The organism is Pseudomonas sp. NPDC089569, from assembly GCF_050280625.1.
Lineage (GTDB): Bacteria > Pseudomonadota > Gammaproteobacteria > Pseudomonadales > Pseudomonadaceae > Aquipseudomonas.
In genome coordinates, this window is the sequence record NZ_JBNNVQ010000081.1 from 1 (window position 1) to 26,769 (window position 26,769).

Below are 26,769 nucleotides of genomic sequence, written 5' to 3' on the forward strand. Positions count from 1 at the left end.
CCGATCAAGTACGTCTGGTTTCGCGCCGACGGTGCCCTGGCCGATTCCCCGGCGTTGCACAAATACCTGCTGGCCTATGCCTCGGACTTCGGTCTCAACCCGTCCCTGACGCCTTGCATCTTCGAACACGTCTACCTGGCGCGTCCCGACTCGATCATTGATGGCGTATCGGTCTACAAGGCTCGTCTGCGCATGGGCGAGAAGCTGGCCGAGAAGATCCAGCGCGAGCGTCCGGATCATGACATCGACGTGGTCATCCCGATTCCGGACACCAGCCGCACGGCGGCGCTGGAGCTGGCCAACCATCTGGGCGTGAAGTTCCGCGAAGGCTTCGTGAAGAACCGTTACATCGGTCGAACCTTCATCATGCCAGGCCAGGCCGCGCGCAAGAAGTCGGTACGCCAGAAGCTGAACGCCATCGAGCTGGAATTCCGCGGCAAGAACGTAATGCTGGTCGACGACTCCATCGTGCGTGGCACCACCTGCAAGCAGATCATCCAGATGGCCCGCGAAGCCGGTGCGAAAAACGTCTATTTCTGCTCGGCGGCGCCGGCAGTACGCTTCCCGAACGTCTACGGCATCGACATGCCAAGTGCCCACGAGTTGATCGCGCACAACCGTTCGACCCAGGATGTTGCGGACCTGATCGGTGCTGACTGGCTGGTCTATCAGGATCTGCCTGACTTGATCGAAGCGGTTGGCGGCGGCAAGATCAAGATCGAGAAATTCGATTGCGCCGTGTTCGACGGCCAGTATGTGACCGGGGATGTCGACGAGGCCTACCTGAACAAGATCGAGCAGGCACGCAACGATGCCTCGAAGGCAAAGACCCAGGCGGTCAGTGCGATCATCGATCTGTACAACAACTGAGTTTCAACCGGCCCCTAGGGGCCGGTTTCGTATCTATCAAAAGATTTTCATTTAGCCAGAGCAGGGCAAGGAGTGACAGCATGAGTCAGGATTGGGATGCCGGTCGGTTGGACAGCGACCTCGAAGGCGTAGCGTTCGATACCCTGGCCGTACGTGCCGGTCAGCACCGTACGCCGGAAGGTGAGCACGGTGATCCGATGTTCTTCACTTCCAGCTATGTGTTCCGCACTGCCGCCGACGCCGCTGCGCGTTTTGCCGGCGAGGTGCCGGGCAACGTTTACTCGCGCTACACCAACCCGACCGTGCGCGCCTTCGAAGAGCGCATTGCTGCTCTGGAAGGCGCCGAGCAGGCCGTGGCCACTGCGACCGGCATGGCCGCGATCATGGCTGTGGTGATGAGCCTGTGCAGTGCCGGCGACCATGTACTGGTTTCGCAAAGCGTGTTCGGCTCGACCATCAGTCTGTTCGAGAAGTACTTCAAGCGTTTCGGTGTCGAGGTCGATTATGTGCCCCTGGCGGACTTGTCCGGTTGGGATGCGGCGATCAAGGCCAACACCAAACTGCTGTTCGTCGAGTCGCCTTCCAACCCCCTGGCTGAGCTGGTGGACATTGCTGAACTGGCGAAAATCGCCCACGCCAAGGGCGCGAAGCTGGTGGTCGACAACTGCTTCTGCACCCCGGCGCTGCAGCAACCGTTGAAGCTGGGCGCGGACGTTGTCGTGCACTCGGCCACCAAGTTCATCGACGGCCAGGGGCGTTGCATGGGCGGTGTCGTGGCCGGTCGCAGCGAGCAGATGAAAGAAGTGGTTGGGTTCCTGCGCACCGCCGGGCCGACCCTGAGTCCGTTCAACGCCTGGATTTTCCTCAAGGGCCTGGAAACCCTGAACCTGCGGATGAAGGCCCATTGCGCCAATGCGCAGCAGTTGGCCGAGTGGCTGGAGCAGCAGGACGGTATCGAGAAAGTCCATTACGCCGGTCTCAAGAGCCATCCGCAGCACGCGTTGGCCCTGCGACAGCAGAAGGGGTTCGGGGCTGTCGTGAGTTTCGAGGTCAAGGGTGGCAAGGAGGGCGCCTGGCGCTTTATCGACGCGACCCGTCTGATTTCCATCACCGCCAACCTGGGCGACAGCAAAACCACCATCACCCATCCGAGCACGACTTCCCATGGGCGTCTTTCGCCGCAGGAGCGTGAGGCTGCGGGCATTCGTGACAGCCTGATCCGTGTCGCGGTCGGCCTGGAAGATGTGGCGGACCTGCAAGCCGACCTGATGCGCGGGTTGGCAGCCTTGTGATCGAAATGTCTCAAACTGGCACTTCAAACGGCCGCGTTGCGCTGGTGACCGGCGCCGCGCGGGGGATCGGGCTGGGTATTGCGGCCTGGTTGATCAGCGAGGGCTGGCAAGTCGTGCTGACGGACCTGGATCGTGTCCGTGGATCGAAAGTGGCGAAGGTGCTGGGCGAAAACGCCTGGTTCATCGCCATGGATGTCGCCAACGAAGGGCAGGTCGCGTTGGGTGTCGCCGAGGTGCTGGGGCAGTTCGGTCGCCTGGACGCCCTGGTGTGCAATGCGGCCGTGGCCGATCCGCACAACATTACGCTGGAAAGCCTCGATCTGAGCTACTGGAACCGTGTGCTGGCCGTCAATCTCAGTGGCCCCATGCTGTTGGCCAAGCACTGCGCGCCTTATCTGCGTGCGCATAATGGCGCCATCGTCAACCTGGCTTCGACGCGTGCCGGGCAATCGGAGCCCGATACCGAGGCGTATGCGGCGAGCAAGGGCGGGCTTCTGGCGTTGACCCATGCGCTGGCCATCAGCCTGGGTCCGGAGATTCGTGTCAACGCGGTCAGCCCCGGCTGGATCGATGCGCGAGATCCTTCCGTACGTCGCGCCGAACCACTGACCGAGGCTGATCATGCACAACACCCGGCGGGCAGGGTAGGGACGGTGGAAGACGTGGCGGCGATGGTGGCCTGGCTGCTGTCGAAGAATGCCGGTTTTGTCACGGGCCAGGAGTTCGTGGTGGACGGTGGCATGACCAAGAAGATGATTTACAGCGAGTGACTGGGCTGTGGTGCGGTATGTGTCGTCGCCATCGCGAGCAGGCCCGCTCCCACATTGGAAAGCAGGGTCTCTGAAGAGACACGGTTCATTGTGGGAGCGAGCCCGCTCGCGATGGGGGTCATGAGGTTGCCAGGTGAGGCCGGAATGAAATGATTTTGTCTTTTTTAGAAAAACTTCAATCCTGCTATTGACTTAGGTTCGCTACCTGCGTAAATTTCGCGGCCTCGGAGATGCAAACGGGTGATTAGCTCAGCTGGGAGAGCGTCTGCCTTACAAGCAGAATGTCGGCGGTTCGATCCCGTCATCACCCACCACTACCGAGAGTCTTGCGAAAGCAAGATGGAAGCTGAAATGCCTCCACCGACGCGCAGCGGTAGTTCAGTCGGTTAGAATACCGGCCTGTCACGCCGGGGGTCGCGGGTTCGAGTCCCGTCCGCTGCGCCATATTTTACGAATCGAATTTTTTCGGTTCGCGATTGAAAAGCACCGAAGCTTTCAATCAAAGCGAGTTACCTGGACGCAAGTCCACAGCGATACGCAGCGGTAGTTCAGTCGGTTAGAATACCGGCCTGTCACGCCGGGGGTCGCGGGTTCGAGTCCCGTCCGCTGCGCCATATCTGTTTCGAGGACCACTGAACGCCTCGAAGCGCCGAAGACAACCACTGGTTGATTCGGATCGATAGCAAAGACCCTGGTCGAAAGACCGGGGTTTTTTGTTTCTGGAATTCGGCTTTTCTCCTCTTTTTCTCTCACCTGCCTTTCTCTGATCTCTTGCTCACCCGTCTATGAGCGAGTTCGCGTGTTTTTTTGATCTTCCGGTCAATTTTTTTGTTGCTGGTTATTTTCTGCGAGCGGATAAACCTTTAAAGTTAACCTATCGGTCAGCTTTGCACTGTCTCTATTGCCCTTTGCAACGTCAGAAAGGGCTTCTGCAAGACTCGATTTCCAGAACATAACCAGAAGGGCGGAGCTCATGACCGCCCAGAGGATGATCCATGTCCAACCGTGAAATATCCCGGCGCTCGTTCCTGCAGGGTGGCCTGGTAGCGGGCGTGAGCGTAACGCTCGCACCCCTCGGCAGCCCGGCGCTGGCGGCCCTGATGGAAAACAGCGTGACCGTGCCTTCCGAGCAGTGGCTCGGTAACAACGGCAAGGCACGTGCCCGCAACGATGCGTTGTCCAAGGTCTGCGGCAGCAAGGTCTTTGCCCGTGACATTCGCGCCAAGGACATGCCGGGCTGGCCGCAGCAGCAAGGCCACGCCATGCTGCTCAAAACCATCAAGGCCGACCGTATCTACGAGGGGTACGATCTGTCGTGGCTCGACGCCGGGTTGCAGCCTGATCGTATTGTCACCGCCGAGGATCTGGTCAAGGACGGTATTGTCTTCCCGGAAGAGCACGCCCCCGATCCGCTGCTGCCGGCCGGCAAGGTGCCGATGTTCATCGGCCACCCGGTAGCGATCCTGATCTGGAACGACTTCGAGCGCTTCCGTCAGGCCAAGGCCAAACTCAAGTTCAATGACAAAGCGATTCGTTACGGTGCACAGGTGCCGTTCTACGAAGGCGATCCCTATGGCAGCTTCCGCTATGTGCGTGTAGGCGGTGCGACCTCGGCGGACGAGGACGAGTTCGCCAGTCTCAAGGATTCGATCCTGTTCCCGATGCTGCGCAATCGCCGTCCGGTGTGGAATTCCCAACCGAATCTGCACGGCAACCTGACTGAGCGCGGGCTGTTTTACGCCGAGCGCATGAAGCAGCAGATCGATACGCCGCCCGAAAACTGGCTGGTGTTCGACGAACGCTACAAGACACCGTCGATCGAGCCTGCCGCGATGGAGCCGGACAACGGCAACGGCTGGTACGACCCGGCCAGCAAAACCCTGCATTTTGTCGTCGCCACCCAATGCCCGCTGGAAACCGCGACCGAGACGGCGAAGATGATCGCGCCATCGCGCTTCGGTCTGGCCAATCTGAACATGCATCCGGGTTATACCGTCGGCTACGGGTCCAAGGACCACAACATTTTCGTCTATTACGCAGCGCTGGCCGCGTTGTACGGTGCTGGTGTGCCCGTACGCCTGGCCAACGACCGTTACGAGCAGTTCCAGAGCGGCATCAAGCGCCACCCGTTCGATATCCGCTATCAACTGGCGGTGGACAAGACCGATTACAGCTTCAAGATTTTCCGCGCCGAGATGAGCGTCGACGGTGGCGGGCGAATCAACTACAGCCCTTCGGTGGCGGCGGTCGGCGCCACGGCGGCGCAGTCGATCTACTACATGCCGCAAAACGATCTGCAGGTCACTGCCTATCATTCCCGCGCGGTCGAGGCCGGTTCGATGCGTGGCTACGGCACACTGCAGAGCATGGCCTCCACCGAAATGATGGTGGATGAAATTGCCGGCCGCCTCGGCATCGATGCCATTGAGCTGCGACGCAAGAATGCCCTGCGCTCGGGCATGAAAAACACCCAGGGCGCGGTGCCGGCAGGTGCATTGCGCCTGCACGAGATTCTTGACAAGGCAGCGGTTCACGACGTCTGGAAAAACCGCGACGCGATCAAGAAACAGCGCGAAGCAGCGGATCCGGATAACTGGTACGGCGTGGGTTTCGCCATTTGCCAGAAAGACTTCGGTACAGGTTCCGAAGCGCCAATGGCCAGCATCGAATTCACCGCCGAAGGCCGCATCAGCCTGCGTCATATCGGTATCGAGATCGGTACCGGCATGTCCACCTCGCAAGCGATGGTCGTGGCCGACTTCCTCGGCAGTCCGGCGCATGAGGTCAAGACCGGTGAAACCGAATGGAAAGAGATGCAGCTGATCACCGGCGGCAACCCTTACATCATGAGTCAGGCCGAGCAGGACAACTTCCTGCGCAACCCGCGCTGGGTCGGCAAGATTGCTTCGGCGTCGTCGGCGACCAACTCTGCCTACTACTTCAGTCACGCCACCCGCGAAGCGGCGCGTGTGTTGTTCAACCACGGTTTGTGGCCGGCGGCACTGGAAATCTGGCGTCAGGGCCCCTACGGCGGTCAGGCCAATCCTTACGTTGTGCGCCGCGAAGACGCCCATTGGGTCGACGGCAAGCTGACTGCCAACGGCATGGAGCCGTTGCCTTTTGCGATGCTGGCCAGGCGTGCCCACGAGCGCGGGTTGGTCACCGGCGCCACAGTCCATGGCTTCAACCGCTGGAGCTGGGCCGAGGCCGAGTTCAGCATCGATGGCGTGCGTGAGCGATTGCCGCTCGATGGCCTGGCGGTCAAGTACGGCGACGGTGCGCCGAAGGCAAAACTGGCGCAAATGAGCAGCGCCGGTTTCCACTTGCTGGATCGGCAGAATATCGCTTACCCGGCGACCCAGTTGAACAACGCGGCGGTGACTTACTACAGCCCCGTGGCAACGCTGGTGGAGCTGAAAGTGAACAAGGGCTCGGCCGAAGTTCAGGTGCTCAACCATCACTCGTGGGTCGAGTGCGGCCGGGTGCTGGTGGAGGAACTGGTCAAGGGCCAGGTCGAAGGCGGGATTGCCATGGGGATTGGCCATGCGCTGATGGAGGAGATGCCGCTGTACGAAGGAGGGCCGGGGGAGGGCGACTGGAACTTCAACCGCTATCGCTTGCCGATGGCGCGGCACGTGGCGGTATGGAAACAGACTGCGGAAATCCTGCCGCCGCTGTCGCCAAGCGACCCGTCCAAGGGCATTGCCGAAGTGGTGATGATTCCGGTGGTCGGCGCCATAGGCAACGCCGTGGCCCACGCCATCGGCAAACGTGTCCGCGACCTGCCTATCACTTCTGCACGCATCAAGGAGGCCCTCAATGGCTAATCGTCCGCTTCAACTGACCCTCAACGGTCAATCCGTCGGTCCTGTGGACATCCCTGATGACCTGCCGATGATCGACTACCTGCACGAATACAAAAACCTCACCGGCTCACGCCTGGGTTGTGGCCAGGGCATTTGCCATGCCTGCGTGGTCATCGTCGACAACCCCGACGGTACCAGCGAAGAGGTGCGTACCTGCATCACCGGTGCGCACTACTTCGAAGGCAAGAAAGTTCGCACCATCGAAGGCCATGCCACCCGTGACGAGCAGGGCAAGGTGACCGAGCTGAACCCGATCCAGCAGCGTTTTGTCGACGAGTTCGCCTTCCAGTGCAGCTACTGTGCACCGGGCTTCGTCAACGCAGCGACCGTGTTGGTGGAGAAACTGCAACGGCAGCTGATCGCCAAAAGCCAGTTGGAGAAAGTCATCGAGGACAGCCTTGGGCATCACATCTGCCGTTGCACCGGTTATGTGCGCTACTACAACGCCACGCGCAACGTGCTGACTGATCTCGGCCTGGTCAAGGAGGGTTAAGCATGAAGCATTCATTGAGCCGCCTGGCGCTGGCGGTCGGCCTGATTGCGCCCGTGCTTTTGGCGCAGGCCGATGATCAGGTCAAGCGTGGCCAATACCTGGCCCGCGCCGCCGACTGCATGGCGTGCCATACGGCGCCGGGTGGCGCGCCTTTCGCGGGCGGGCTGCCGATTGTGTCGCCATTCGGCACGATCTACGGCACCAACATCACCCCGAGCAAGGAACACGGCATCGGTCAGTACAGCGACGACGATTTTTTTGCGGCGCTCACTGAGGGCAAGCGCCGCGATGGCGCCAACCTGTATCCGGCGATGCCGTACACCTCGTACCACTTGATGCCGCGTGAGGACTCCGACGCGATTCATGCTTACCTGAAAACCGTCGAACCGATCGAGCGCGCTGCGCCAGTGACCAGCCTGAGCTTTCCGTTCAACGTACGACTGGGCCTGATGGGCTGGAACATGCTCTACGGTAAAGACGTGAAGCTTGAATCGGCTGAAGGTAAAAGCGCGGACTGGAAGCGCGGCCAGTACATGGTCGACGTGCTCGGCCATTGTGGTGAATGCCACACCCCGCGTGGGTTGCCGGGGGCGATGCAGCAGGACAAACGTCTGACCGGCGGCTTGCTCAATGGCTATCAGGCACCGAGTCTGCTGGCCACCGACCTGGCGGCCCGGGGCTGGAATCATCAGGATCTGAGTGCGTTCCTCAAGCACGGTATGAGCGCCCAGGGCACGATGTTCAATGAAATGTTCCCGGTGTTTCACAACAGCACTCAGGGTTTGAGTGACCCGGACCTGGCGGCCATGGCGACGTTCCTGTTGGGTGACCAGCCGCCGACGCCCAGGGTGCTGACCGATGTGCCGTTGGACACACTCAGTGCCAGCGCCCAGCGCGGCCGTCAGGAATACCTGAACGTCTGCGCCGGTTGTCACGCTGTCGATGGTGAAGGCAAGCCGCACATCGCCGTGGCCATGCGTGGCAACACTACGCTGCGCCTCGAGGATCCGCGCAACCTGGTGCGGGTGATCGACGACGGTATTGGCGAGCAGAAGTTCGCCGGGTTCGAGCACCTGCAACCGATGCCGGGATTCGCCGAGAAGCTCGATCATGAGCAACTGACGGATTTGCTCAATTACCTGCGTCAAGCGTGGGGCGGGCAGCCCGGTGATCTGGCCGTCAACAATGTGAAGGCTTTACGCGCCGATGCGCCGCCGCTTGAGCACAAGGCGCACTGACATGCAGCATCTTGATCTGCAAGTGGTGCGCCGTGCGCTGGAGTGGTCGACAGCCGGACAGTGCGTCTGGCTGTGCACCGTCCTTGCCACCTACGGCTCGGCACCTCGTGCGCCGGGTTCGTTGCTGGCAGTGAATGGTGACGGGGAGTGGATCGGTTCGTTGTCCGGTGGCTGCGTCGAGGAAGATTTCCTTGAGCGTGTTAACGAAGGTGCATTTGAGAGCGCAGTCGGCATCGTGCGTTATGGCGCGGGCGATGATCCGCGTTCACAGGTCAGTCTGCCCTGCGGAGGTGTGCTCGATGTGCTGGTGGAGAAGCTGGAGTCGCAATGCGAGGTGCAGGCGCACCTGAGGGAGCTTGAATCGGCGCTTTCAGGGCGACGTCGTTTGATCCGTGAGGTCGACCTGGCCAGCGGCGCGCGCAGTCTGTTTGATGATCGCGAGCAGGGCGCGCGCGTCGAGCGCGAGATCGACCGGGTTCGGTTGCGTCTCGGTGCGGCCCAGCGCTTGTTGCTGGCCGGCTATTCGAGCGTAGCGCAAGCCTGCGCGGAGTTTGCCGTGGGCCTGGGTTTCGAGGTGATTCTGTGTGATCCGCGGGACGAAGTGCTACAAGGCGTGGTGCTCGACAACGTGGAAGTTCGCCGTCAATTGCCGTCGATATTCATCGCCGATGGCGGTTGTCACAGCGACACGGCCGTGGTGGCCCTGACTCACGACCCTCGTATCGACGATCTGGCGATGATGGAGGCCGTGCGCACCGAGGCGTTTTACATCGGCGTGATGGGCTCCATGCAAACTTCGCAAAAACGCTTCGAGCGCTTGCGGCGCATTGGTGGCCTGGGTGATGCGGAGTTGGCGCGGATCCACGCACCGATCGGCTTGAATCTGGGCAGCAGGACGCCGGCAGAAATTGCCCTGGCGGTGCTTGCCGATATCTTGCGCATCCGCAGCGGAATAGCGCGGGACCGCCTCTGAGACATACCCCTGTAGGAGCGAGCATGCTCGCGATGGACGTCAACGATAACGTTGGTGGCCTGATACTCCGCAGAGTTCTCGGGTCCATCGCGAGCATGCTCGCTCCTACAGGGGGAGGGGTGTGGCTTAGTAGCCGAACTTGTCACGCAGCCCGTAATACCAGGCCCCCAATGCCGCGAACGGGGTACGCAGTAACTGTCCGCCCGGGAACGGGTAGTGTGGCAGGTCGGCAAACGCATCAAAACGTTCGGCCTGGCCACGCAACGCTTCAGCCAGCACCTTGCCCGCCAGGTGGGTGTAGGTCACGCCATGACCGCTGCAACCCTGGGAGTAATAGATGTTGTTGCCCAGTCTTCCGACCTGAGGCAGTCGCGACAGGGTCAGCAGGAAATTGCCGGTCCAGGCGTAGTCTATTTTCACGTCCTTGAGCTGCGGGAAGGCCTTGAGCATTTTCGGTCGGATGATCGCCTCGATGTTCGCCGGATCGCGCGCGCCGTACACCACGCCGCCTCCGAAAATCAGGCGCTTGTCGCCACTGAGGCGGTAGTAGTCGAGCAGGTAGTTGCAATCCTCGACGCAGTAGTCCTGAGGCAACAGGCTTTTGGCCAGCTCATCGCCCAAGGGCTCGGTGGTAATGACCTGAGTGCCGCAAGGCATGGACTTGGCGGCCAGTTCCGGTACCAGATTACCCAGATAGGCATTGCCCGCCACGATAACGAATTTAGCCCGGACCTTGCCCTGCGGCGTGTGCACGACCGGATTCGCGCCGCGCTCGATGCGCACGGCCGGCGATTGCTCATAAATCGTGCCGCCCAACGACTCCACGGCCGCGGCTTCACCCAATGCCAGATTGAGCGGGTGAATGTGCCCGCCACTCATATCGAGCATGCCACCGACATACTGATCACAGGCCACCACTTCACGGATTCGCCGCTGATCCAGTAGCTCAAGTTGTGTATGACCAAAACGCTCCCACAGGCGCTTCTGGGATTCCAGGTGCCCCATCTGCTTGGGGGTAATGGCGGCGAACACGCCACCGTCCTTCAAGTCGCACTGGATGTTGTATCGGGCAATCCGCTCACGAATGATGCGCCCGCCCTCGAACGCCATCTGTCCCAGCAGTTGCGCTTGTTTGGGACCGACGCTGCGTTCGATCACATCGATATCCCGGCTGTAACTGTTGACGATCTGGCCGCCATTGCGTCCAGACGCGCCGAAACCCACCCTGGCCGCCTCCAGTACAGTCACCCGAAAGCCGTTTTCCAGAAGGAACAAGGCCGAGGACAGTCCGGTATAGCCGGCGCCAATCACGCAGACATCAGTCTCAACGTCATCCTGCAAAGCCGCACGCGTCGGAGCCGCATTGGCCGATGCGGCGTAGTAGGACTCTGGGTAGGGGGTGCTCGCCATCCTGCTGCCTCTGTTTAATATATTTTACGAGTACGCCGATCCTACCCGAGTTGAAAATCCACCGCCAGCCACCGGAAAATCTTCTTTGCACCCCCGAAATTAAAAATTTTGCATATTCATAGGGTTAGCGCGAAAAAAGGTGTTGACACCCCTCCGGAATTCCGTAGAATGCCGCCTCACAGCAGGCACGTAGCTCAGTTGGTTAGAGCACCACCTTGACATGGTGGGGGTCGTTGGTTCGAGTCCAATCGTGCCTACCAAACAAAAATCCGCTCTGCTGGGCGGTCTAGAGGGGTCACCGGAAACGGTGACCCCTTTTTGCTTTCTGCGATTTGCAAAGTTTTTGCAAAACCCCCACTTCAGAACGCCAATTCGGCGCCCACCTCGACGTACTATGTACTGATGTTCAGCGAGAGCCTGTCAGGCAAGTCATTCAGGAAAAAAGTCAGAAGCCGGCAACGGTCTGCGGATTAAACGAGGTCATCTTCATCGTCTCGCAGATGGCGATACCAGCCATACAGTGCAAGACCAAGAACAATGATGATTATGGCGATGAGCGCGAAGACTAGATAACGCATTTTCTCTGCCTTAGGCGTGGGCATCTGGTTGAAATGCGTCCTTGCTGGCGGGTGAATGTAAGCCTCCGACGAGTCGCTGTCTGTAGGGCAATACCTTAGGTCGCCGCTTTTTTACATGAGGCTGGGGCGCACGGTGGCAGGTCTGAGAGGCTTCACTGCGGCGCCATGTGAGCCGTTCGCACTATCTTGGCCCCCTTTTCATTTCGGTCAATATGGAGAGGCGAGGGGCCTCTTTTGGTTAGCCGTGATTTTGAATGGTCTCACTTACGGCGACGATTGCGCGCACCTTGGGACTGGCGATCTGTAGCTGCGCTACTCAATGTTTTTCAATCCCACTCTATTTCGCGACGTTTTGGCGCGTTCGCTCCAGGCAATGGTGTGGCTGGCTTTGTTCCAGCGTACATTTTTTATAGCGCGGTTCGCGGCCTTTTCAACAGCGTCGGCAATGACATGAATGTTGAATGTGGTGCCGGCGCATTCTCCATTGTGCAGCAGCGCAGCCCTCCAGGCTTCCAGATCGTTCATGGCCGAGTGTTCGATGATGATGACTTTCTTGAGTTCGTTCGCCATGAAATGGATCTCGTAACGTTCCTTCATTGGTCGCCGTCCTGGTGCTGACTGAGTTGATAAATATTATCATTAGCGATTAAAAGCGTAATGAACACCAGAATGAAAACCAGTTCTATTTGATTTTGAACTGTGAGCGGCCAATGGCATCCAACAGTGCACGTTACCGAGTGTTTTGCCGGATTACGGGCGCGGGGTGTTGATGGGAGGCGGTCGATGATCAGATTCTTCGCGACATATCTGTCTTTTTGCCTCCTGCTCCAATGGACGGTGGTCAAGGCATCTCCCTGGATCGCCTCTCACGTTCTATTAAGGTGGATTCTGTAGTCGGAACTGCCGCAGGAATGCGTCCATTGAAGCGTAAAATGGGTAGTGCCAACTCATCCTGAGGAGTCGACCATGATCTCCGACCAAATGAACAAGCAGGCGTCCGACAGCAAGGCTGTTTGGGATCGGTATTTCTGCGCGGCTTTGATTGCCGAAAGCAATCTGACGGCGCCGATTGTAGGCGGGGCAACACACGAAGACCGGCAGAATCTGTTGATCGAGAGAGCGAGGGCGCTCGCTGACAAAATGATGGAATGCAGAAAATAAACAGAGCCCAGCCTTCGCGCTGGGCTCTTCGCACTCGGCAGATTTCCCCGATACCCCCAACGGGTCAGGCAATCAGCTCGACTTTTCCGGTCGCCAGGCGATAGATGCCTCCCACGATTTTCAGTTTTCCCTTGGCGAGTGCGTCAGTCAGCAACGGCGTGGCTTTCTTGAGGCGGTCAACCGAGTTTTTGACGTTTTGCACGGTTGCGTTTTCCACCAGATCCCCGGATTGCTTGATCACGGTTTCTATGGCGGGCTTGAGTGCCTCTGTCAGTTTTGGAATCTGCCCGGGAAATACCGTGTTGTCCTTGACGGCTTTGATGCCGGCCTCGATGGCGCCACAGCTCTCATGCCCCAATACCAGAATCAGCGGCGCCCCAAGCACGGCAACACCGTACTCAAGGCTTGCCAGGCCTTCATCCGTGACAAAGTTGCCTGCGACGCGTACCGCGAACAGATCGCCGCGTGCGGTATCGAAAGCGTACTCCGGGGCGATACGCGAGTCGGCGCAACTCAGAACCGCCACAAAGGGATTCTGGCCTGAAACCAATGCTTCGCGTTCACTCTTGAAATCGTGAGTTTCCGAGTGGCCGCTGACATAGCGTTCATTACCTGCCATCAGTCTTTTCAGTGCCTCATCCGGGCTGATGACGTTTTTCGGTTTTGGGGGAGTGGAGTTTTTTTCCGCTGCCTGAAGCGCCCGGCCTGGCAACGCGCCGGCCAGTAACAAGGCGCCAGCTCCTAATCCGGCAAGGCGAAGAAAGCGGCGACGCTCAGGGTTGTTTGACGCAACGTTTGAATCACATGATTTACACATGATTTTGTGTACTCAGGTCAATTCGGTGGGAATGACTGCTGTCGGGCTGCCGCTGGCAGGTACCTGCAGCGGCGCAGTGTTGGAGTGTAGTCGGTCTGGAGCATTATGTTTTTCGCGGCCTCCAGCGGTTTACCGAATGGAGCGTGGCATAACGACAGAGCTTCGCAATTCGCGGCTTGATGGGCTACTACTGACAGGTTGATTCAACTTCGTCCTGACAGGAGTTTCACGATGCTGGCTCACTGGGTTCTTGCGGCCGTTCACCTTTTGGCGTTTGCGCTGGGGTTTTGGGCAGTGTTGACGCGCGGTACACATTTTCGGCTTCTGGCTGCGGGGGCAGGCCAGGCACGCAGTGTGTTGGTCGCGGATAACCTGTGGGGGATTTCTGCAGTCATCCTGTTGGTCAGCGGAGGGATGCGTGCTTTCGGCGGGTATGAAAAAGGGACGGACTACTACCTTCATCAACCGTTGTTCCATCTGAAAATGACGCTTTTCGTTTTTGTTTTGCTGCTTGAAATGGCGCCGATGATCACCCTCATCAAATGGCGGATAGCCCTGGCGCGCGGTGCGGTGATCGACACGGGGCGCGCGAAATTGTTTGCCCGGATCAGCCATGTCGAAGCACTACTGGTGTTGCTGATCATGGTGGCGGCCACAGGCATGGCGCGTGGCGTGACGTTTGGTTAGTCAAGGCCCAACTGTTCAAGTAGGCATGGCTTGACTGGAGGAGGGCGAGCGAACCTGTTGAGGGCGTTGCGGCATATGAATCTTTAGCCAGCCATCGTTTCGGGGGCGAACGGGCTGGCTACTGACTGCATCTGGATTCAGGGGGTTTGCGGTTTGTCCGGGGCGGTCAGGCCGGCCTGAATGCGCTGATAAATCTCTTCGCGATGCACTGCAACGTCTTTCGGGGCATTGATGCCGATTCTGACTTGCTGGCCGCTTACGCCCAGGATGGTGATCGTAATGTCATCACCGATGTTTATGCTTTCACCGACTTTGCGGGTGAGTATCAGCATGGTCTTCTCCTTGATTGCTTTGTGGGGCACCTGATTCGGACAGTGCAGAGGTCGGTGGTATGTATAGATTAGTGCGAAGTCTCACGATTTGGGTGCCTCTTTCTGACGCGCAGATACAGCATTAATTCCCAAGGCGTAACTATACAGAGGCCGCACCCATCATTCTCGTTGTTTTGCGGGCATTTTGCGGCACTCCGGAAGTATTTATGAGTGTTAAAATCCTCGCTTTAAGCATTCTGAGGGAAACGCTGTGCGCAAATTGGTCCTGGTAATGGCGATACTGGTGCTGGCCGGATGCGGTGAAGGCAAGCATGCTGATGCACCCAAGCCCGCACCGGCAACGGTCGCCGTACCCGCCCAGGTATCGACACCGCAATGGGAGCTGGAAGTGCGGGGTGAAACACCCCAGGCGGTCAGCGACCTCAGCGGCTGGTTGATCGAGCACAATTTCATGTCCGATGTCGTCAAGCAAGACGGCAAAGTGCGGGTTCTGATGGGCCCATTCAATTCGAAAGAAGAAGCCGAGGCCAAGCAGGCAGAGGTGGCGGCAGCCATCACCCGGGCCAAGAAGCAAAACATCGAGTTGCTGGTACTGGAGCGTCCGGCCGCCCGGTGACAGTCGGGGCTCCCTCCAGGCTGGCCGGCGTTGCGATGGGTACTCCGGTTTTTGTTCTGCAGCGATGTTCGCCAGTCCTTGAAGTTGATGGGCCATGGGTACTGCAGCATCGATGGCGGCAGGCATGCAAAAAGGCCTCGGGTCATGAACCCGAGGCCTTTTTGCATTTCGAGTGGATTCAACCGCAGGCTTTCATGTCCACCGGGCCGACAAATTCGTTGGCGCGTCCCATGACACATGCAACGCTCTGATTGCGCTGGCGTTCCCAGGCCTGAACCGGATAGGTTTTGTCCCAGGCTTCGTACAGTTGCCGATCCTGCCTGGAGAGGCGCAAACCGTATTGTTTGCTCATGTAGAAGTATGTTCTGGCGATCATGCCGCGTACGGACGGTCGTGGCATGACCTTCTTCGCCTTGAAGTCGATCTGGGTCAGGCACGCGCCATACTGACCCGTCTGCTCCGGCAGCCAGCCGAAACTGAAGTTGCTGCGATCGCCGTTCACCTCACCGATGCTGGGCACCAGGTTATGCAAATCGGCCTCGGCCATCTGATAGACCGGATCGTATCGTGTGCAATGCTTGCGTCCGCCTGCTTGCCAGCACTGGCGCTGATGGCCGATCTGCCAGGCCGGAACAATGTGCTCCCATTCGATGCGGGCCGCGCGCTTGGCGTTTTTGCGTGGCACGTAACCACAGGCTGCGAGATTCACCCGACTACCGGTGTATTTACAACCGCAATAAAACTCGGTGGATTGTGGGGCGTAAAGCTTCCAGGCGATCTTCTTGGCTTCGTCGAAAGTGCGTGGCGCGTCGGCCTTGGCAGTCATGGCAAGCAGCAGCAACAGCAACGCAAGACAACGGACACTCATTGACTCAGTCTTCCTTCGGCACGACCCAGAAAATCTGTACGCCACCGTCGTCGCGATAGGCGAGGGTGACGTTGTCGTTCTCATCGATTTCTTCAAGCAGGCGTTCCCACTCCTCCATGGGTTCGTCCGGAAGACGAAAGATCAACGCCGCCCTGGCTTTTTGAGCGGTGGGAGAGTTGATGATTTTCTGAACGCGCAAACCCATGCGTACATAGGCGTCGGGTAAGGCGGAAGTGGTGTCCATGGGGTTATCCTTATTTTGCTGTATGCACATACAGTATTTAACTGTAGGCATTTTCGCAACTGCTTAAAGCTCGACAAAATCCTCTGGCGGGCGTTTGGCCATTGGGTGTAGGTCGATGGGGGCATTCACGTGGCAGGAGCCACTCGCCAAGACTGGCGAGTGGTCAAAACGGCGCCCGACCGGATCCGGTCGGGCGAGGGGGTATCAGTATTCCCAGAACATCCGTTGCAGCTCTTTGCTGTCGTTGGTCTTGGTCAGGGCGACCATGGTCAGGATGCGGGCCTTTTGCGGATTGAGGTCGTGTGCAACGACCCAGTCGTACTTGTCGTCAGGCTGTTCGGCGTTTCGCAGTACAAAGCCGCCGGCGTTGACGTGGGAGGAACGAATGATTTGCACACCGTCCTTGCGCAGGGCCTGCAAGGCTGGAACCACTCGCGAGGAGACCGAGCCATTGCCGGTGCCGGCATGAATGATCGCCTTGGCGCCCGACTGAGCCAGTGCCTTGTAGGCGGTATCGCTGACGTTGCCGTAGGAGTAGGCAATTTCCACGTCAGGCAGGCTCTTGATGGTCTTGATGTCGAACTCCGAATCCATGGTGTGACGCTTGGCCGGCAAGCGGAACCAGTAGGATTTGCCTTCCACCACCATTCCCAGTGGGCCCCAGGCACTTTTGAATGCTTCGGTCTTGACGTTGATCATTTTACTGACATCGCGACCCGACTGGATTTCGTCGTTCATGGTCACCAGCACGCCTTTGCCGCGGGCCTCTTTGCTGCCGGCCACGGCCACGGCGTTGTACAGGTTCAGCATGCCGTCGGCGGACATCGCCGTTCCCGGGCGCATGGACCCGACCACAATGATCGGCTTGTCGGTTTTTTCCACCAGGTTCAGGAAGTAGGCCGTTTCTTCCAGGGTGTCGGTGCCGTGGGTAATCACGATGCCGTCGACGTCTTCGCTATCGGCCAGTTCAGCCACGCGATGCCCCAGTTGCAGCAAATTGTCGTTGGTGATGCTCTCGGAGGCGATCTGCATGACCTGTTCGCCACGAACGTTGGCCAGTTGGCTGAGTTCGGGTACACCGGCGATCAATTTTTCCACGCCGACTTTCGCTGCCTGGTAAGTCGCGCTGTTGGCCGCGCTGGCACCGGCGCCGGCAATGGTGCCACCGGTGGCCAGAATGACCACGTTCGGCAGTTTTCGGGTTTCGTTTTCCTTTGCCTGAAGGGCGGTAGGCAGGAGAAGCAGGAGGGCCAAGGCGCCCGGAACAAAGGTCTTCAAAGCAGATGTCATTATTTTTCTCTCTAGTAGTGACGGTGCTGATGCAGGTTCATCTAGATGCACCCCAAACGAATCTGAACGGGTGGGGCGCTGGAGAGGAGCAGGATCTGTACCAGTCAATCCTTGAAATGGAGAGATTGTTTAACACATTGATTTTATTTGGCTTTTACACAAAAAAGGCGATCTCTACCCGGTTGATTTGTCCGGATTTCCGATTTTTGCGGCTTTTTTGCGTTCGGCTCTCCGAAAAGGACTACAGCCATTGCTGAATGCACGGTTAACAGAATCTTGAATCTTTACTAAAGAAACCGTTGCGCAGGTCGATGTTGCTCTAAAGGATCTTTTTTCTTAAGGAGTTCACATGTCGTTATCAGTAGGTATTCCCAACGCTGCGGGCATCACCATTGGTGGAAAGTCGGTGGCTACGGTTCGTGCGTTGAACGAGGCCAACAGTGATGCGGCCGCTCAAGCGTCGGACACGAAGGGCGGTGACGACAAACAAGTGAAGACCGGCGCTGTCGGCTTGGAAAAAAGCGCAGACACTCAGGAAAGTTCCGACGACAACATGAGCATCTCCGTGAAGGTCTTGCTCAAGCGCCTGAAGGAATTGCAGCAGCAATTGCGCGAGCAGCAACAGCAACTGGCCCAGGTCCAGGCGCAGAGCTATTCGACGCCGGAAGCCAAGATGACCGCAGTCTCCGCGGTCCAGGGGCAGATAGCCGAAACCAACGGCGCGATTTTGGAAGTCAGTGCCAGTCTGGTCAAAGAGCTGACCAAAGGCGCCGGCTCTGGATCGGTGATCAATACGACGGCATAAGCGCAGTGCCGGTTTTTGTCATGTGATCGGATTTTCCGGTCGTTGACAAAAACCAGCGGCATTCGCATAGTTCGGTCAACGCAAACGTTTGCGCGACGTTCTCGACAGGAAAATCTTCGCCGAGTATCCACGCAGCCGACGTGGGCGCAAGCGTTGCTCACAATAATCATAAGATCGGAGTGAACCCATGAAGCTGCCATTCGCCGGACGTCTTCTTGCTGTCGCCATGCTTGCAGGCGCCTGCGCCGCGCTACCTGTTTGCTCGGCGTTCGCCGAAACGCCTGCCAAACCCAAAGTCGCATTGGTGATGAAGTCCTTGGCCAACGAATTCTTCCTGACAATGGAAGACGGAGCCAAGGCGTACCAGAAAGATCACGCCGACGAATTCGAGTTGATCTCCAACGGCATCAAGGACGAAACGGACACGGCCAACCAGATCCGCATCGTCGAGCAGATGATCGTTTCAAAAGTCGATGCACTGGTCATTGCGCCCGCTGACTCCAAAGCCATGGTGCCGGTGATCAAGAAGGCGGTCGATGCCGGTATCACTGTGATCAACATCGACAACCAGCTGGACCCGCAAGTGGTCAAAAGCAAAAACATCAGCGTTCCGTTCGTAGGCCCGGATAACCGCAAGGGCGCACGGCTGGTGGGTGACTACCTGGCCAAACAGCTCAAGGCCGGCGATGAAGTCGGCATCATCGAAGGGGTGTCCACCACCACCAACGCACAGGCCCGTACCGCAGGCTTCAAGGATGCGATGGAGGCCGCGCAGATCAAGGTCGTGTCCGTACAGTCCGGTGACTGGGAAATCAACAAGGGCAATCAAGTCGCCTCCGCCATGCTCAGTGAATACCCGCAGATCAAGGCGTTGCTGGCCGGCAACGACAGTATGGCGGTCGGTGTCGTGTCGGCGGTGCGTGCCGCAGGCAAGGCCGGCAAGGTGCAAGTGGTCGGCTACGACAATATCAATGCCATCAAGCCAATGCTCAAGGATGGCCGTGTGTTGGCGACTGCCGACCAGTTCGCCGCCAAACAAGCCGTGTTCGGCATCGAGACCGCGTTGAAAATCATCAAGGGTGAAAAAGTCGACAGCAGCGCCAACGGCGTGATCGAGACCCCGGTAGAACTGGTGACCCACTAACGTTCTGCCGACACAACGGCGCTCGCCTGCTCTGGCGAGCGCATGGAGATTTTTATGTCTGCTCGCGATCCGAATGCCGTCCTGTCGGTCAGCGGTATCGGCAAGACCTATGCCCAACCGGTTCTCACCGGCATCGACCTGACGCTCATGCGCGGTGAGGTGTTGGCATTGACCGGCGAGAACGGCGCCGGCAAAAGCACATTGTCGAAGATCATTGGCGGCCTGGTTGAGGCCACCACCGGCCAGATGCAATTTCAGGGGCGGGATTACCGGCCTGGTAGCCGTACCCAGGCCGAAGACCTGGGCATCCGCATGGTCATGCAGGAACTCAATCTTTTGCCGACCCTGTCGGTGGCGGAAAACCTGTTTTTGCACAACCTGCCCAGCAAGGGCGGGTGGATCAGTCGCAAGCAGTTGCGCAAGGTCGCCATCGACGCCATGGCACAAGTCGGGCTCGATACCATCGATCCGGACACCCTGGTCGGCGAGCTCGGCATTGGCCATCAGCAAATGGTCGAGATTGCCCGCAATCTGATCGGCGACTGTCATGTGCTGATCCTCGACGAACCGACGGCGATGCTCACGGCACGTGAAGTCGAGATGTTGTTCGAGCAGATCACCCGCCTGCAGGCGCGGGGTGTGTCGATCATCTATATCTCGCATCGCCTCGAAGAGTTGGCCCGGGTCGCCCAGCGTATTGCGGTCTTGCGTGACGGCAACCTGGTGTGTGTCGAGCCGATGGCCAATTACAACAGCGAACAACTGGTCACCTTGATGGTGGGGCGTGAGCTGGGCGAACACATCGACATGGGGCCGCGCGATATCGGTGCTCCCGCGTTGACGGTCAAGGGCCTGACCCGTGCCGACAAGGTTCGTGATGTGTCCTTCGAGGTACGTGCGGGCGAGATTTTCGGCATCTCCGGACTGATCGGGGCGGGGCGCACCGAGTTGTTGCGCCTGATTTTCGGTGCCGACACGGCGGACAGCGGCACCGTGGCGCTGGGTTCGCCCCCACAGGTGGTCAGTATCCGCACGCCGGTGGATGCGGTCGCCTGTGGCATCGCGTTGATCACCGAAGACCGCAAGGGCGAAGGCCTTTTGTTGACTCAGTCGATCGGCGCCAATATTGCACTGGGCAACATGCCTGCAATCTCCAGCAGCGGGTTCGTCAATTCCGGTGATGAGGCTTTGCTGGCCCAGCGTCAGATCGATGCCATGCACATCCGCAGTTCCGGGCCGGCGCAGTTGGTATCCGAGCTGTCTGGCGGCAATCAGCAGAAAGTGGTGATCGGCCGCTGGCTGGAGCGTAATTGTTCGGTGCTGCTGTTCGATGAGCCCACTCGAGGCATCGACGTCGGAGCCAAGTTCGACATTTACGCGTTGCTGGGTGAATTGACCCGTCAGGGCAAGGCACTGGTGGTGGTGTCCAGCGACCTGCGCGAATTGATGCTGATTTGCGACCGGATCGGTGTGTTGTCGGCCGGGCGCCTGATCGACACGTTCGAGCGCGACAGCTGGACCCAGGATGATTTGCTCGCTGCCGCATTTGCCGGCTACCAAAAACGTGATGCGCTACTCAACGAAGCAGCGCCTAGGGACCTTGCATGAAAACCGCAACTTTGGCCGGCAGACGCAGTGGCAATTTTTATGGCCTGGGCACCTATCTGGGCCTGGCCGGTGCCTTGCTGGCGATGATCGTGCTGTTCTCGGTGTTGAGCAGCCATTTTCTGTCTTATGACACGTTCAGCACATTGGCCAACCAGATTCCGGACTTGATGGTCCTGGCGGTCGGCATGACGTTCGTATTGATCATCGGCGGTATTGACCTGTCGGTGGGCTCGGTGCTGGCGCTTGCCGCATCGACGGTCAGCGTGGCGATTCTCGGCTGGGGCTGGAACGTTCTGCCTGCGGCGGTGCTTGGCATGGCGGTGGCCGCACTGGCGGGTACCATGACCGGTTCGATCACGGTGGCGTGGCGCATTCCATCGTTCATTGTCTCTCTTGGCGTGCTGGAAATGGCGCGCGGTGTGGCATACCAGATGACCGGTTCGCGCACCGCCTACATCGGCGATGCATTTGCCTGGCTGTCCAATCCGATCGCCTTCGGCATTTCTCCATCGTTCATCATTGCCTTGCTGATCATTTTCATTGCCCAGGCGGTGCTGACCCGAACCGTGTTCGGTCGCTATCTGATTGGCATCGGCACCAATGAGGAAGCGGTGCGGCTGGCGGGAATCAACCCCAAACCCTACAAAATCCTGGTGTTCAGCTTGATGGGGTTGCTGGCCGGGATCGCCGCACTGTTTCAGATTTCACGGCTGGAGGCGGCGGACCCCAACGCCGGGTCCGGTCTGGAGTTGCAGGTGATCGCCGCCGTGGTGATCGGAGGTACCAGTCTCATGGGGGGGCGTGGTTCGGTGATCAGCACGTTCTTTGGTGTATTGATCATTTCCGTGCTGGCGGCCGGCCTGGCTCAGATCGGCGCCACCGAACCGACCAAGCGCATCATTACAGGTGCGGTGATCGTCATTGCAGTGGTGCTCGACACCTACCGCAGTCAACGCGCAAGCCGGCGGACCTGAGTCATGTCAACGATCAAAGATGTGGCAGCATTGGCGGGCATTTCCTATACCACGGTTTCCCATGTGGTGAACAAGACGCGACCGGTCAGCGAAGAAGTGCGAGTCAAGGTCGAGGCCGCCATCAAAACACTGAACTACGTACCCAGTGCCGTGGCTCGTTCCCTCAAGGCGAAAAGCACGGCCACCATCGGTTTGCTGGTGCCCAATAGCCTCAATCCATACTTCGCCGAACTGGCCAGGGGGATCGAAGATTACTGCGAACGCAATGGCTACTGCGTGATTCTCTGCAACTCTGACGACGACCCGGACAAGCAGCGCAACTACCTGCGCGTGCTCCTGGAAAAGCGCATCGACGGGCTGATCGTTGCGTCGGCCGGTGGTGACAGCGGTCTGGCGAAAGGGTTGTCGGGTTTGCGTACGCCCATGGTCATTGTTGACCGTGGACTGGAGGGCGTCGATGCGGACCTGGTGCGCATCGATCATGAATACGGTGCGTTTCTGGCGACCCGGCACTTGATCGAGCTGGGGCATCGGGACATCGCCACCATCAGCGGGCCTGTGACCACCAGTGTGGCGCAGATGCGCCTGGCCGGATATTGCCGGGCGCTTGGTGAGGCAGGGATCGAGGTGCGTCGCGAGCGCATGCTCGAAAGCGATTTCACCAGCACCGGCGGTTACAACGCAGCGGCGCTCCTGCTTGAGAGCAACCCGCCGAGCGCCATCTTCGCCGCCAACGACATGATCGGTATCGGTGTGTTGCGAGCCGCCGCCGAGCGCAATGTTCGTGTGCCGACAGAGCTGTCGGTCATTGGCTTCGACGACATCCAGATGAGTCGTTACGTCTATCCGGCATTGACGACAGTAGGGCAATCGATCCTGCAACTCGGCGAGAAGGCCGCCGAAGTGCTGTTGCGCAGGATCGCCACGCCGGAACTGGTTACCAAACAGCGCATCGTCACGCCAAGCATCGTGATGCGTGAGTCGACAGCACCGCTGGCCGGTGTGTTCGACCAGTTCCGCTGAGCGATGAGCCGTACTGAAACCGTATCGATGAGTAGCAATGTATGCCAGCAAAAGTAGTAGTGATAGGCAGCCTCAACATGGATCTGGTGACGCGGGCGCCGCGGCTGCCGCGGGGTGGCGAAACCTTGATCGGCAATTCATTTGTCACGGTGTCCGGCGGCAAGGGCGCGAATCAGGCCGTGGCCGCTGCACGCCTGGGGGCGCAGGTATCCATGGTCGGTTGCGTGGGCACCGATGCGTATGGTCAGGCACTGCGCGAAGCGCTGTTGGCCGAGCAGGTCGATTGTCAGGCGGTCAGTGCCGTGGAAGGTTCCAGTGGCGTGGCGCTGATTGTGGTCGACGACAACAGTCAAAATGCGATCGTGATCGTTGCCGGCGCCAACGCTGCTTTGACACCGGCGCTGATCGGTTGCTTCGATTCGGTGCTGCAGGCCGCCGATGTGATCATCTGCCAGTTGGAAGTGCCGGACGCTACGGTGGGTCACGCGCTCAAGCGTGGCCGTGAGCTGGGCAAGACCGTGATTCTCAACCCGGCGCCGGCCAGTCGACCGTTGCCGGCAGACTGGTACGCCAACATCGATTATCTGATACCCAATGAAAGCGAAGCGTCGGCACTCAGCGGATTGCCGGTGGACTCCTTGCAAACCGCGCAAACCGCTGCGACTCGTCTGATCGAGATGGGGGCGGCAAAATTGATCGTCACCCTGGGGGCCCAGGGTGCCCTGTTCGCCGATGGTCAGCGCTTTGAGCATTTCCCTGCTCCGACCGTGAAGGCAGTCGACACCACGGCGGCCGGCGATACGTTCGTTGGCGGCTTTGCCGCGGCGCTGGCGGGTGGCAAAAGCGAGTCCGAAGCCATTCGTTTCGGGCAGGTCGCCGCTGCGTTGTCGGTCACCCGTGCCGGTGCGCAACCCTCGATCCCCACCTTGTCCGAAGTACAGGCTTTCAAGACATCATGAAAAAGACATCTTTGCTCAATGTTGCATTGTCGCGGCTGATTGCCTCTCTCGGTCACGGGGATACCGTGGTAATTGCAGATGCCGGTCTGCCGGTGCCACCGGGTGTCGAAATGATCGACCTGGCGTTGACCCGGGGCATTCCGGATTTCATCAGCACGCTGAAAGTAGTACTCAGTGAAATGCAGGTTGAAAGCCATGTGCTGGCCCGGGAGATCCTGGAGAAAAAACCGTTGGCGCTGACGACCCTGGACGAGTTGAATGCCGAAGGCGCACTGGGGCGGCGTGAATGGCTCAGTCACGAGCAATTCAAGGTTCTGAGTCGGCAGGCACGAGCGATCGTGCGGACCGGTGAATGCCAGCCTTACTGCAACATCGTGCTGACTGCCGGAGTGACGTTCTGACCCGCTGCGGGTCACTGATCGACCTTGCCAGGCGTGCGTCATGCCGGGTCATGTCCGCAAACCGCCTTTTTGCTTTGGAGTCTGCTGCTTGTGTCTGTGATGACTGTGACTGGAGCCTGCGCGGTGGAAAAAATTGACCTGATCATCGATACCGATCCCGGTGCTGACGATGTCGTTGCCTTGCTGTTTGCACTGGCGTCGCCGCAGGAGTTGAACGTTCGCGCGTTGACCACCGTCGCCGGCAATGTGCCTCTGGACAAGACGTCGCGTAACGCGCGCCTGGCTCGCGAGTGGGCAGGGCGCGAGGATGTACCGGTATACGCCGGTGCATCGAAACCGATGCTGCGCACGCCAATCTATGCCGCGGATGTCCATGGCCAGGAAGGTTTGTCGGGTGTGCCGGTGTACGAGCCGAGCCAAGGTCTGGCCCAAGGTCATGCGATTGACTATCTGATCGATACGTTGAAAGCGGCCAGGCCCAAAAGCATCACCATTGCCATCCTGGGGCCGCAGACCAACCTGGCACTGGCACTGACCCGGGAACCGGGAATCGTGCAGGGTATCAAGGAAGTGGTGATCATGGGCGGGGCGCACTTCAATGGCGGCAACATCACTCCCGTGGCGGAATTCAACCTGTTTGCCGATCCGCAAGCCGCCGAGGTGGTGCTCAACAGCGGTGTGAGGCTCATTTACCTGTCGTTGGATGTGACCCACAAGATACTCACCAGTGACGAACGGCTGAAACGGATTGCCGCGTTGAACAGCAACGCCAGCAAACTGGTGGTGGATATCCTGAATGATTACATCAAGGCCGATATGGAAAGCTACGGCATTGCGGGTGGACCGGTGCACGACGCAGCAGTCATCGCCTATCTGCTCAGGCCGCAGATGTTTAGCGGGCGTGAAGTCAATCTGGTGATCGACAGTCGCGAAGGTCCGACTTTCGGTCAGACCATTGTCGACTGGTATGACCGGTTGAAGGCGCCCAAGAACGCGTTCTGGGTTGAAAGCGCTGACGCTCAAGGATTTTTCGATCTGCTGACCGAGCGTCTTGCCCGCCTGAAGTAGCCTTCGTTTCCCGGTGAAGGTTGTGGGGGTTACTCCCTTGCCGAATGCGCGTCCCCGGGATTCGTCGGGTACTTCTCGAAAATCTGTTCAATGAAGGACTGGGCCGCTTCGGTGCCCAGTTCCCTGACCAGCAGATCGATGCCGATGATTGCAAGCTCCTCGGGGCTACCGGGACTGTATGAACTGTGACCTTCTGGCCATTTGGCCTTGATGTCGGCGTCGATGCTTACGGTGGTCATGATGTCGCTCGCGCAGTCGAAAAAGTTCGAGTGTCGAGTTAACCATTTTGCTGCACGTTTGGCACTCCGGCTTAGGCATGAGTGGAGGGCTATGCGACACTTGGTCTTTGATGGCCACTCTAGGACTGCGCTGTGCAGATCGATTTGAATTCCCCTGACGGCTTGACCCTTGAAGCCGTGCGTCAACTGTTGGCATCGGCCAGTGACGATCATCACACACAGCTGCGTGTGACCAAGGGCGGTATCGCCTATATTTCATCGGGAGTCGTGGGTGGCACCGACATCGATGGGTTGTTGTTCCGGCTGGAAACCTGGGCCAAGGGCTCCGGATATGTCGGACGGGTGGCGGCCAGCGACGAGGTGTGGGTGATGCAGATCTTCAATGCGTTGAAGCAGAACTGGCCAAAACCGGCCTTCGACTATATCGACGCTTATTGAACTGCGTTCATATTCAGTCACGATTGAGAGGTGAAGGGTGGACCGATGCTCGGGCAAACTTGCCGTTTGTCCGCTGTGAAGGGCGGGCCGCCAGCTCGCCCGATGAAACCAGATGCCAGATCGGCGGTCACACGATTTTCAGCTTAACTCTCGAAAAAAGGAGGCTTCATGCCTTTGAAGCTCATGTCATTGAGTGCATTGTTGGCCGTTGCCACATTGGCCGGCTGCAGTTCTGCCACCACTGGGTCGACATCGGATCCCGTCGCGACGGATACAGGACACAGCCGCTGTGAGGCCAAAGCGGCCGAATTCACCATTGGCAAACAGGCATCGCCCGAACTCCTCGAGCAGGCGCGTACCCGGGCCGGCGCGCAGAATGCACGGTTTATCCAGCCAAACGACATGGTCACGCTGGAGTACCGTTCCGACCGCCTGAATCTCAACACCGATGCCAATCGGGTTGTCACTCGCGTCAACTGCGGCTGATCGCCAGGACCTTTTCAATTGCCCAGTCGCGTGCAGGCGCTGCGCCACGAACCGAAGCCGGCGACAAGATCGTTGTCGGACACTGTCGGCAGTGCCTCCCATGTGGCGCTGGAGTAGGT

At 58.9% G+C, this 26,769-nt stretch carries 28 protein-coding genes and 4 tRNA genes; 24 read left to right on the forward strand and 8 right to left on the reverse strand.

Annotation, left to right across the window (positions count from 1 at the left end; genetic code table 11):
- The 10 genes from ACQKP2_RS23990 to ACQKP2_RS24035 form a co-directional block, all read left to right on the forward strand.
- Positions 1-870, forward strand: an 870-nt coding sequence (locus ACQKP2_RS23990; protein WP_427580053.1) for a phosphoribosyltransferase family protein, incomplete at its 5' end; no start/stop codon positions are given.
- 80 nt (positions 871-950) lie between these two features.
- Entirely contained in the window at positions 951-2,162 is a 1,212-nt protein-coding gene (locus tag ACQKP2_RS23995) for an O-succinylhomoserine sulfhydrylase (protein ID WP_427580055.1), read from the forward strand.
- 5 nt (positions 2,163-2,167) lie between these two features.
- On the forward strand, positions 2,168-2,932 hold the full coding sequence (locus ACQKP2_RS24000) for an SDR family oxidoreductase (RefSeq protein WP_427580057.1): 765 nt from the start codon (positions 2,168-2,170) through the stop codon (positions 2,930-2,932).
- 238 nt (positions 2,933-3,170) lie between these two features.
- A tRNA-Val gene (locus tag ACQKP2_RS24005) sits at positions 3,171-3,246 on the forward strand.
- Positions 3,247-3,299: 53 nt separating this feature from the next.
- Positions 3,300-3,376: transfer RNA gene (locus tag ACQKP2_RS24010), tRNA-Asp, on the forward strand.
- A 93-nt stretch (positions 3,377-3,469) separates the two neighbouring features.
- Positions 3,470-3,546, forward strand: a tRNA-Asp gene (locus ACQKP2_RS24015).
- Between the two features lie 381 nt (positions 3,547-3,927).
- A complete protein-coding gene (locus ACQKP2_RS24020; protein ID WP_427580059.1) occupies positions 3,928-6,759 on the forward strand; it encodes a xanthine dehydrogenase family protein molybdopterin-binding subunit in 2,832 nt (943 codons plus the stop codon).
- Positions 6,752-7,291 carry a (2Fe-2S)-binding protein gene (locus ACQKP2_RS24025; RefSeq protein WP_427580061.1) on the forward strand — a complete coding sequence of 180 codons (540 nt, stop codon included), beginning with the start codon at positions 6,752-6,754 and terminating at the stop codon, positions 7,289-7,291. Before ACQKP2_RS24020 ends, ACQKP2_RS24025 begins: the two co-directional genes overlap by 8 nt.
- Before the next feature lie 2 nt (positions 7,292-7,293).
- Positions 7,294-8,529 (forward strand): c-type cytochrome, encoded by a 1,236-nt coding sequence (locus ACQKP2_RS24030; protein ID WP_427580063.1) that lies wholly within the window; start codon positions 7,294-7,296, stop codon positions 8,527-8,529.
- A gap of 1 nt (position 8,530) precedes the next feature.
- The gene (locus tag ACQKP2_RS24035) at positions 8,531-9,502 is read left to right on the forward strand and encodes an XdhC family protein (protein ID WP_427580065.1); all 972 of its coding nucleotides are present in this window, start codon (positions 8,531-8,533) and stop codon (positions 9,500-9,502) included.
- Positions 9,503-9,628: 126 nt separating this feature from the next.
- Here ACQKP2_RS24035 and ACQKP2_RS24040 read toward each other — a convergent pair whose 3' ends face one another.
- Complete coding sequence (locus tag ACQKP2_RS24040) at positions 9,629-10,912, reverse strand: NAD(P)/FAD-dependent oxidoreductase (protein WP_427580067.1); 1,284 nt, start codon at positions 10,910-10,912, stop codon at positions 9,629-9,631.
- Between the two features lie 183 nt (positions 10,913-11,095).
- On the opposite strand from ACQKP2_RS24040, the gene ACQKP2_RS24045 reads away from it, so the two are divergent.
- Positions 11,096-11,172, forward strand: a tRNA-Val gene (locus ACQKP2_RS24045).
- Between the two features lie 630 nt (positions 11,173-11,802).
- On the opposite strand, the gene ACQKP2_RS24050 is transcribed toward ACQKP2_RS24045, so the two are convergent.
- Positions 11,803-12,087, reverse strand: a complete 285-nt coding sequence (locus ACQKP2_RS24050; protein ID WP_427580069.1) for a hypothetical protein — start codon at positions 12,085-12,087, stop codon at positions 11,803-11,805.
- Between the two features lie 369 nt (positions 12,088-12,456).
- Here ACQKP2_RS24050 and ACQKP2_RS24055 point away from each other — a divergent pair, with 369 nt between their 5' ends.
- Positions 12,457-12,651, forward strand: coding sequence for a hypothetical protein (locus tag ACQKP2_RS24055; protein WP_427580071.1), 195 nt, complete (start codon positions 12,457-12,459; stop codon positions 12,649-12,651).
- 64 nt (positions 12,652-12,715) lie between these two features.
- Here the strand turns inward: ACQKP2_RS24055 and ACQKP2_RS24060 are convergent, their stop codons facing one another.
- Positions 12,716-13,468 (reverse strand): carbonic anhydrase, encoded by a 753-nt coding sequence (locus tag ACQKP2_RS24060; RefSeq protein WP_427580073.1) that lies wholly within the window; start codon positions 13,466-13,468, stop codon positions 12,716-12,718.
- A 231-nt stretch (positions 13,469-13,699) separates the two neighbouring features.
- Here ACQKP2_RS24060 and ACQKP2_RS24065 point away from each other — a divergent pair, with 231 nt between their 5' ends.
- Positions 13,700-14,155, forward strand: coding sequence for a DUF2214 family protein (locus ACQKP2_RS24065; protein ID WP_427580075.1), 456 nt, complete (start codon positions 13,700-13,702; stop codon positions 14,153-14,155).
- A 137-nt stretch (positions 14,156-14,292) separates the two neighbouring features.
- On the opposite strand, the gene csrA is transcribed toward ACQKP2_RS24065, so the two are convergent.
- On the reverse strand, positions 14,293-14,487 hold the full coding sequence (gene csrA / locus ACQKP2_RS24070; protein WP_007938114.1) for a carbon storage regulator CsrA: 195 nt from the start codon (positions 14,485-14,487) through the stop codon (positions 14,293-14,295).
- Between the two features lie 250 nt (positions 14,488-14,737).
- On the opposite strand from csrA, the gene ACQKP2_RS24075 reads away from it, so the two are divergent.
- The gene (locus ACQKP2_RS24075; RefSeq protein ID WP_427580077.1) at positions 14,738-15,103 is read left to right on the forward strand and encodes an SPOR domain-containing protein; all 366 of its coding nucleotides are present in this window, start codon (positions 14,738-14,740) and stop codon (positions 15,101-15,103) included.
- 178 nt (positions 15,104-15,281) lie between these two features.
- On the opposite strand, the gene ACQKP2_RS24080 is transcribed toward ACQKP2_RS24075, so the two are convergent.
- From ACQKP2_RS24080 to ACQKP2_RS24090, 3 genes are all read right to left on the reverse strand, one after another.
- The gene (locus ACQKP2_RS24080; RefSeq protein ID WP_427580079.1) at positions 15,282-15,971 is read right to left on the reverse strand and encodes an endonuclease; all 690 of its coding nucleotides are present in this window, start codon (positions 15,969-15,971) and stop codon (positions 15,282-15,284) included.
- A gap of 4 nt (positions 15,972-15,975) precedes the next feature.
- Positions 15,976-16,215, reverse strand: coding sequence for a DUF1654 domain-containing protein (locus ACQKP2_RS24085; protein WP_427580080.1), 240 nt, complete (start codon positions 16,213-16,215; stop codon positions 15,976-15,978).
- 204 nt (positions 16,216-16,419) lie between these two features.
- Complete coding sequence (locus ACQKP2_RS24090) at positions 16,420-17,505, reverse strand: asparaginase (RefSeq protein WP_427580081.1); 1,086 nt, start codon at positions 17,503-17,505, stop codon at positions 16,420-16,422.
- Positions 17,506-17,854: 349 nt separating this feature from the next.
- Between ACQKP2_RS24090 and ACQKP2_RS24095 the strand changes: the two genes are divergently transcribed.
- From ACQKP2_RS24095 to ACQKP2_RS24130, 8 genes are all read left to right on the forward strand, one after another.
- Positions 17,855-18,310, forward strand: coding sequence for a hypothetical protein (locus tag ACQKP2_RS24095; RefSeq protein WP_427580083.1), 456 nt, complete (start codon positions 17,855-17,857; stop codon positions 18,308-18,310).
- Positions 18,311-18,497: 187 nt separating this feature from the next.
- Positions 18,498-19,454, forward strand: a complete 957-nt coding sequence (locus ACQKP2_RS24100; RefSeq protein ID WP_427580084.1) for a sugar ABC transporter substrate-binding protein — start codon at positions 18,498-18,500, stop codon at positions 19,452-19,454.
- A 54-nt stretch (positions 19,455-19,508) separates the two neighbouring features.
- Positions 19,509-21,062, forward strand: coding sequence for a sugar ABC transporter ATP-binding protein (locus ACQKP2_RS24105; RefSeq protein ID WP_427580086.1), 1,554 nt, complete (start codon positions 19,509-19,511; stop codon positions 21,060-21,062).
- Positions 21,059-22,036 (forward strand): ABC transporter permease, encoded by a 978-nt coding sequence (locus ACQKP2_RS24110; RefSeq protein WP_427580087.1) that lies wholly within the window; start codon positions 21,059-21,061, stop codon positions 22,034-22,036. Before ACQKP2_RS24105 ends, ACQKP2_RS24110 begins: the two co-directional genes overlap by 4 nt.
- 3 nt (positions 22,037-22,039) lie before the next feature.
- Positions 22,040-23,059, forward strand: coding sequence for a LacI family DNA-binding transcriptional regulator (locus ACQKP2_RS24115; RefSeq protein ID WP_427580089.1), 1,020 nt, complete (start codon positions 22,040-22,042; stop codon positions 23,057-23,059).
- A gap of 41 nt (positions 23,060-23,100) precedes the next feature.
- On the forward strand, positions 23,101-24,018 hold the full coding sequence (gene rbsK, locus ACQKP2_RS24120; RefSeq protein ID WP_427580090.1) for a ribokinase: 918 nt from the start codon (positions 23,101-23,103) through the stop codon (positions 24,016-24,018).
- The gene (gene rbsD / locus ACQKP2_RS24125) at positions 24,015-24,419 is read left to right on the forward strand and encodes a D-ribose pyranase (RefSeq protein ID WP_427580092.1); all 405 of its coding nucleotides are present in this window, start codon (positions 24,015-24,017) and stop codon (positions 24,417-24,419) included. The genes rbsK and rbsD overlap by 4 nt, the downstream gene beginning before the upstream one ends.
- Before the next feature lie 99 nt (positions 24,420-24,518).
- Complete coding sequence (locus ACQKP2_RS24130; RefSeq protein WP_427580094.1) at positions 24,519-25,487, forward strand: nucleoside hydrolase; 969 nt, start codon at positions 24,519-24,521, stop codon at positions 25,485-25,487.
- Positions 25,488-25,516: 29 nt separating this feature from the next.
- Here the strand turns inward: ACQKP2_RS24130 and ACQKP2_RS24135 are convergent, their stop codons facing one another.
- Positions 25,517-25,726, reverse strand: coding sequence for a hypothetical protein (locus ACQKP2_RS24135; RefSeq protein ID WP_427580095.1), 210 nt, complete (start codon positions 25,724-25,726; stop codon positions 25,517-25,519).
- A 132-nt stretch (positions 25,727-25,858) separates the two neighbouring features.
- On the opposite strand from ACQKP2_RS24135, the gene ACQKP2_RS24140 reads away from it, so the two are divergent.
- Positions 25,859-26,164 carry a hypothetical protein gene (locus ACQKP2_RS24140; RefSeq protein ID WP_427580097.1) on the forward strand — a complete coding sequence of 102 codons (306 nt, stop codon included), beginning with the start codon at positions 25,859-25,861 and terminating at the stop codon, positions 26,162-26,164.
- Between the two features lie 168 nt (positions 26,165-26,332).
- Complete coding sequence (locus ACQKP2_RS24145; protein ID WP_427580098.1) at positions 26,333-26,650, forward strand: I78 family peptidase inhibitor; 318 nt, start codon at positions 26,333-26,335, stop codon at positions 26,648-26,650.
- The last annotated feature ends 119 nt before the right edge of the window (positions 26,651-26,769 follow it).

What these genes read in the sequence shown, in the direction of transcription:
- ACQKP2_RS23995 (WP_427580055.1), top strand. Translation starts at nt 951, where the DNA reads ATGAGTCAGGATTGGGATGCCGGTCGGTTGGACAGCGACCTCGAAGGC.
- ACQKP2_RS24000 (WP_427580057.1), top strand. Translation starts at nt 2,168, where the DNA reads ATGTCTCAAACTGGCACTTCAAACGGCCGCGTTGCGCTGGTGACCGGC.
- ACQKP2_RS24020 (WP_427580059.1), top strand. Translation starts at nt 3,928, where the DNA reads ATGTCCAACCGTGAAATATCCCGGCGCTCGTTCCTGCAGGGTGGCCTG.
- ACQKP2_RS24025 (WP_427580061.1), top strand. Translation starts at nt 6,752, where the DNA reads ATGGCTAATCGTCCGCTTCAACTGACCCTCAACGGTCAATCCGTCGGT.
- ACQKP2_RS24030 (WP_427580063.1), top strand. Translation starts at nt 7,294, where the DNA reads ATGAAGCATTCATTGAGCCGCCTGGCGCTGGCGGTCGGCCTGATTGCG.
- ACQKP2_RS24035 (WP_427580065.1), top strand. Translation starts at nt 8,531, where the DNA reads ATGCAGCATCTTGATCTGCAAGTGGTGCGCCGTGCGCTGGAGTGGTCG.
- ACQKP2_RS24040 (WP_427580067.1), bottom strand. Translation starts at nt 10,912, where the DNA reads ATGGCGAGCACCCCCTACCCAGAGTCCTACTACGCCGCATCGGCCAAT.
- ACQKP2_RS24050 (WP_427580069.1), bottom strand. Translation starts at nt 12,087, where the DNA reads ATGAAGGAACGTTACGAGATCCATTTCATGGCGAACGAACTCAAGAAA.
- ACQKP2_RS24055 (WP_427580071.1), top strand. Translation starts at nt 12,457, where the DNA reads ATGATCTCCGACCAAATGAACAAGCAGGCGTCCGACAGCAAGGCTGTT.
- ACQKP2_RS24060 (WP_427580073.1), bottom strand. Translation starts at nt 13,468, where the DNA reads ATGTGTAAATCATGTGATTCAAACGTTGCGTCAAACAACCCTGAGCGT.
- ACQKP2_RS24065 (WP_427580075.1), top strand. Translation starts at nt 13,700, where the DNA reads ATGCTGGCTCACTGGGTTCTTGCGGCCGTTCACCTTTTGGCGTTTGCG.
- csrA (WP_007938114.1), bottom strand. Translation starts at nt 14,487, where the DNA reads ATGCTGATACTCACCCGCAAAGTCGGTGAAAGCATAAACATCGGTGAT.
- ACQKP2_RS24080 (WP_427580079.1), bottom strand. Translation starts at nt 15,971, where the DNA reads ATGAGTGTCCGTTGTCTTGCGTTGCTGTTGCTGCTGCTTGCCATGACT.
- ACQKP2_RS24085 (WP_427580080.1), bottom strand. Translation starts at nt 16,215, where the DNA reads ATGGACACCACTTCCGCCTTACCCGACGCCTATGTACGCATGGGTTTG.
- ACQKP2_RS24090 (WP_427580081.1), bottom strand. Translation starts at nt 17,505, where the DNA reads ATGACATCTGCTTTGAAGACCTTTGTTCCGGGCGCCTTGGCCCTCCTG.
- ACQKP2_RS24095 (WP_427580083.1), top strand. Translation starts at nt 17,855, where the DNA reads ATGTCGTTATCAGTAGGTATTCCCAACGCTGCGGGCATCACCATTGGT.
- ACQKP2_RS24100 (WP_427580084.1), top strand. Translation starts at nt 18,498, where the DNA reads ATGAAGCTGCCATTCGCCGGACGTCTTCTTGCTGTCGCCATGCTTGCA.
- ACQKP2_RS24105 (WP_427580086.1), top strand. Translation starts at nt 19,509, where the DNA reads ATGTCTGCTCGCGATCCGAATGCCGTCCTGTCGGTCAGCGGTATCGGC.
- ACQKP2_RS24110 (WP_427580087.1), top strand. Translation starts at nt 21,059, where the DNA reads ATGAAAACCGCAACTTTGGCCGGCAGACGCAGTGGCAATTTTTATGGC.
- ACQKP2_RS24115 (WP_427580089.1), top strand. Translation starts at nt 22,040, where the DNA reads ATGTCAACGATCAAAGATGTGGCAGCATTGGCGGGCATTTCCTATACC.
- rbsK (WP_427580090.1), top strand. Translation starts at nt 23,101, where the DNA reads ATGCCAGCAAAAGTAGTAGTGATAGGCAGCCTCAACATGGATCTGGTG.
- rbsD (WP_427580092.1), top strand. Translation starts at nt 24,015, where the DNA reads ATGAAAAAGACATCTTTGCTCAATGTTGCATTGTCGCGGCTGATTGCC.
- ACQKP2_RS24130 (WP_427580094.1), top strand. Translation starts at nt 24,519, where the DNA reads ATGACTGTGACTGGAGCCTGCGCGGTGGAAAAAATTGACCTGATCATC.
- ACQKP2_RS24135 (WP_427580095.1), bottom strand. Translation starts at nt 25,726, where the DNA reads ATGACCACCGTAAGCATCGACGCCGACATCAAGGCCAAATGGCCAGAA.
- ACQKP2_RS24145 (WP_427580098.1), top strand. Translation starts at nt 26,333, where the DNA reads ATGCCTTTGAAGCTCATGTCATTGAGTGCATTGTTGGCCGTTGCCACA.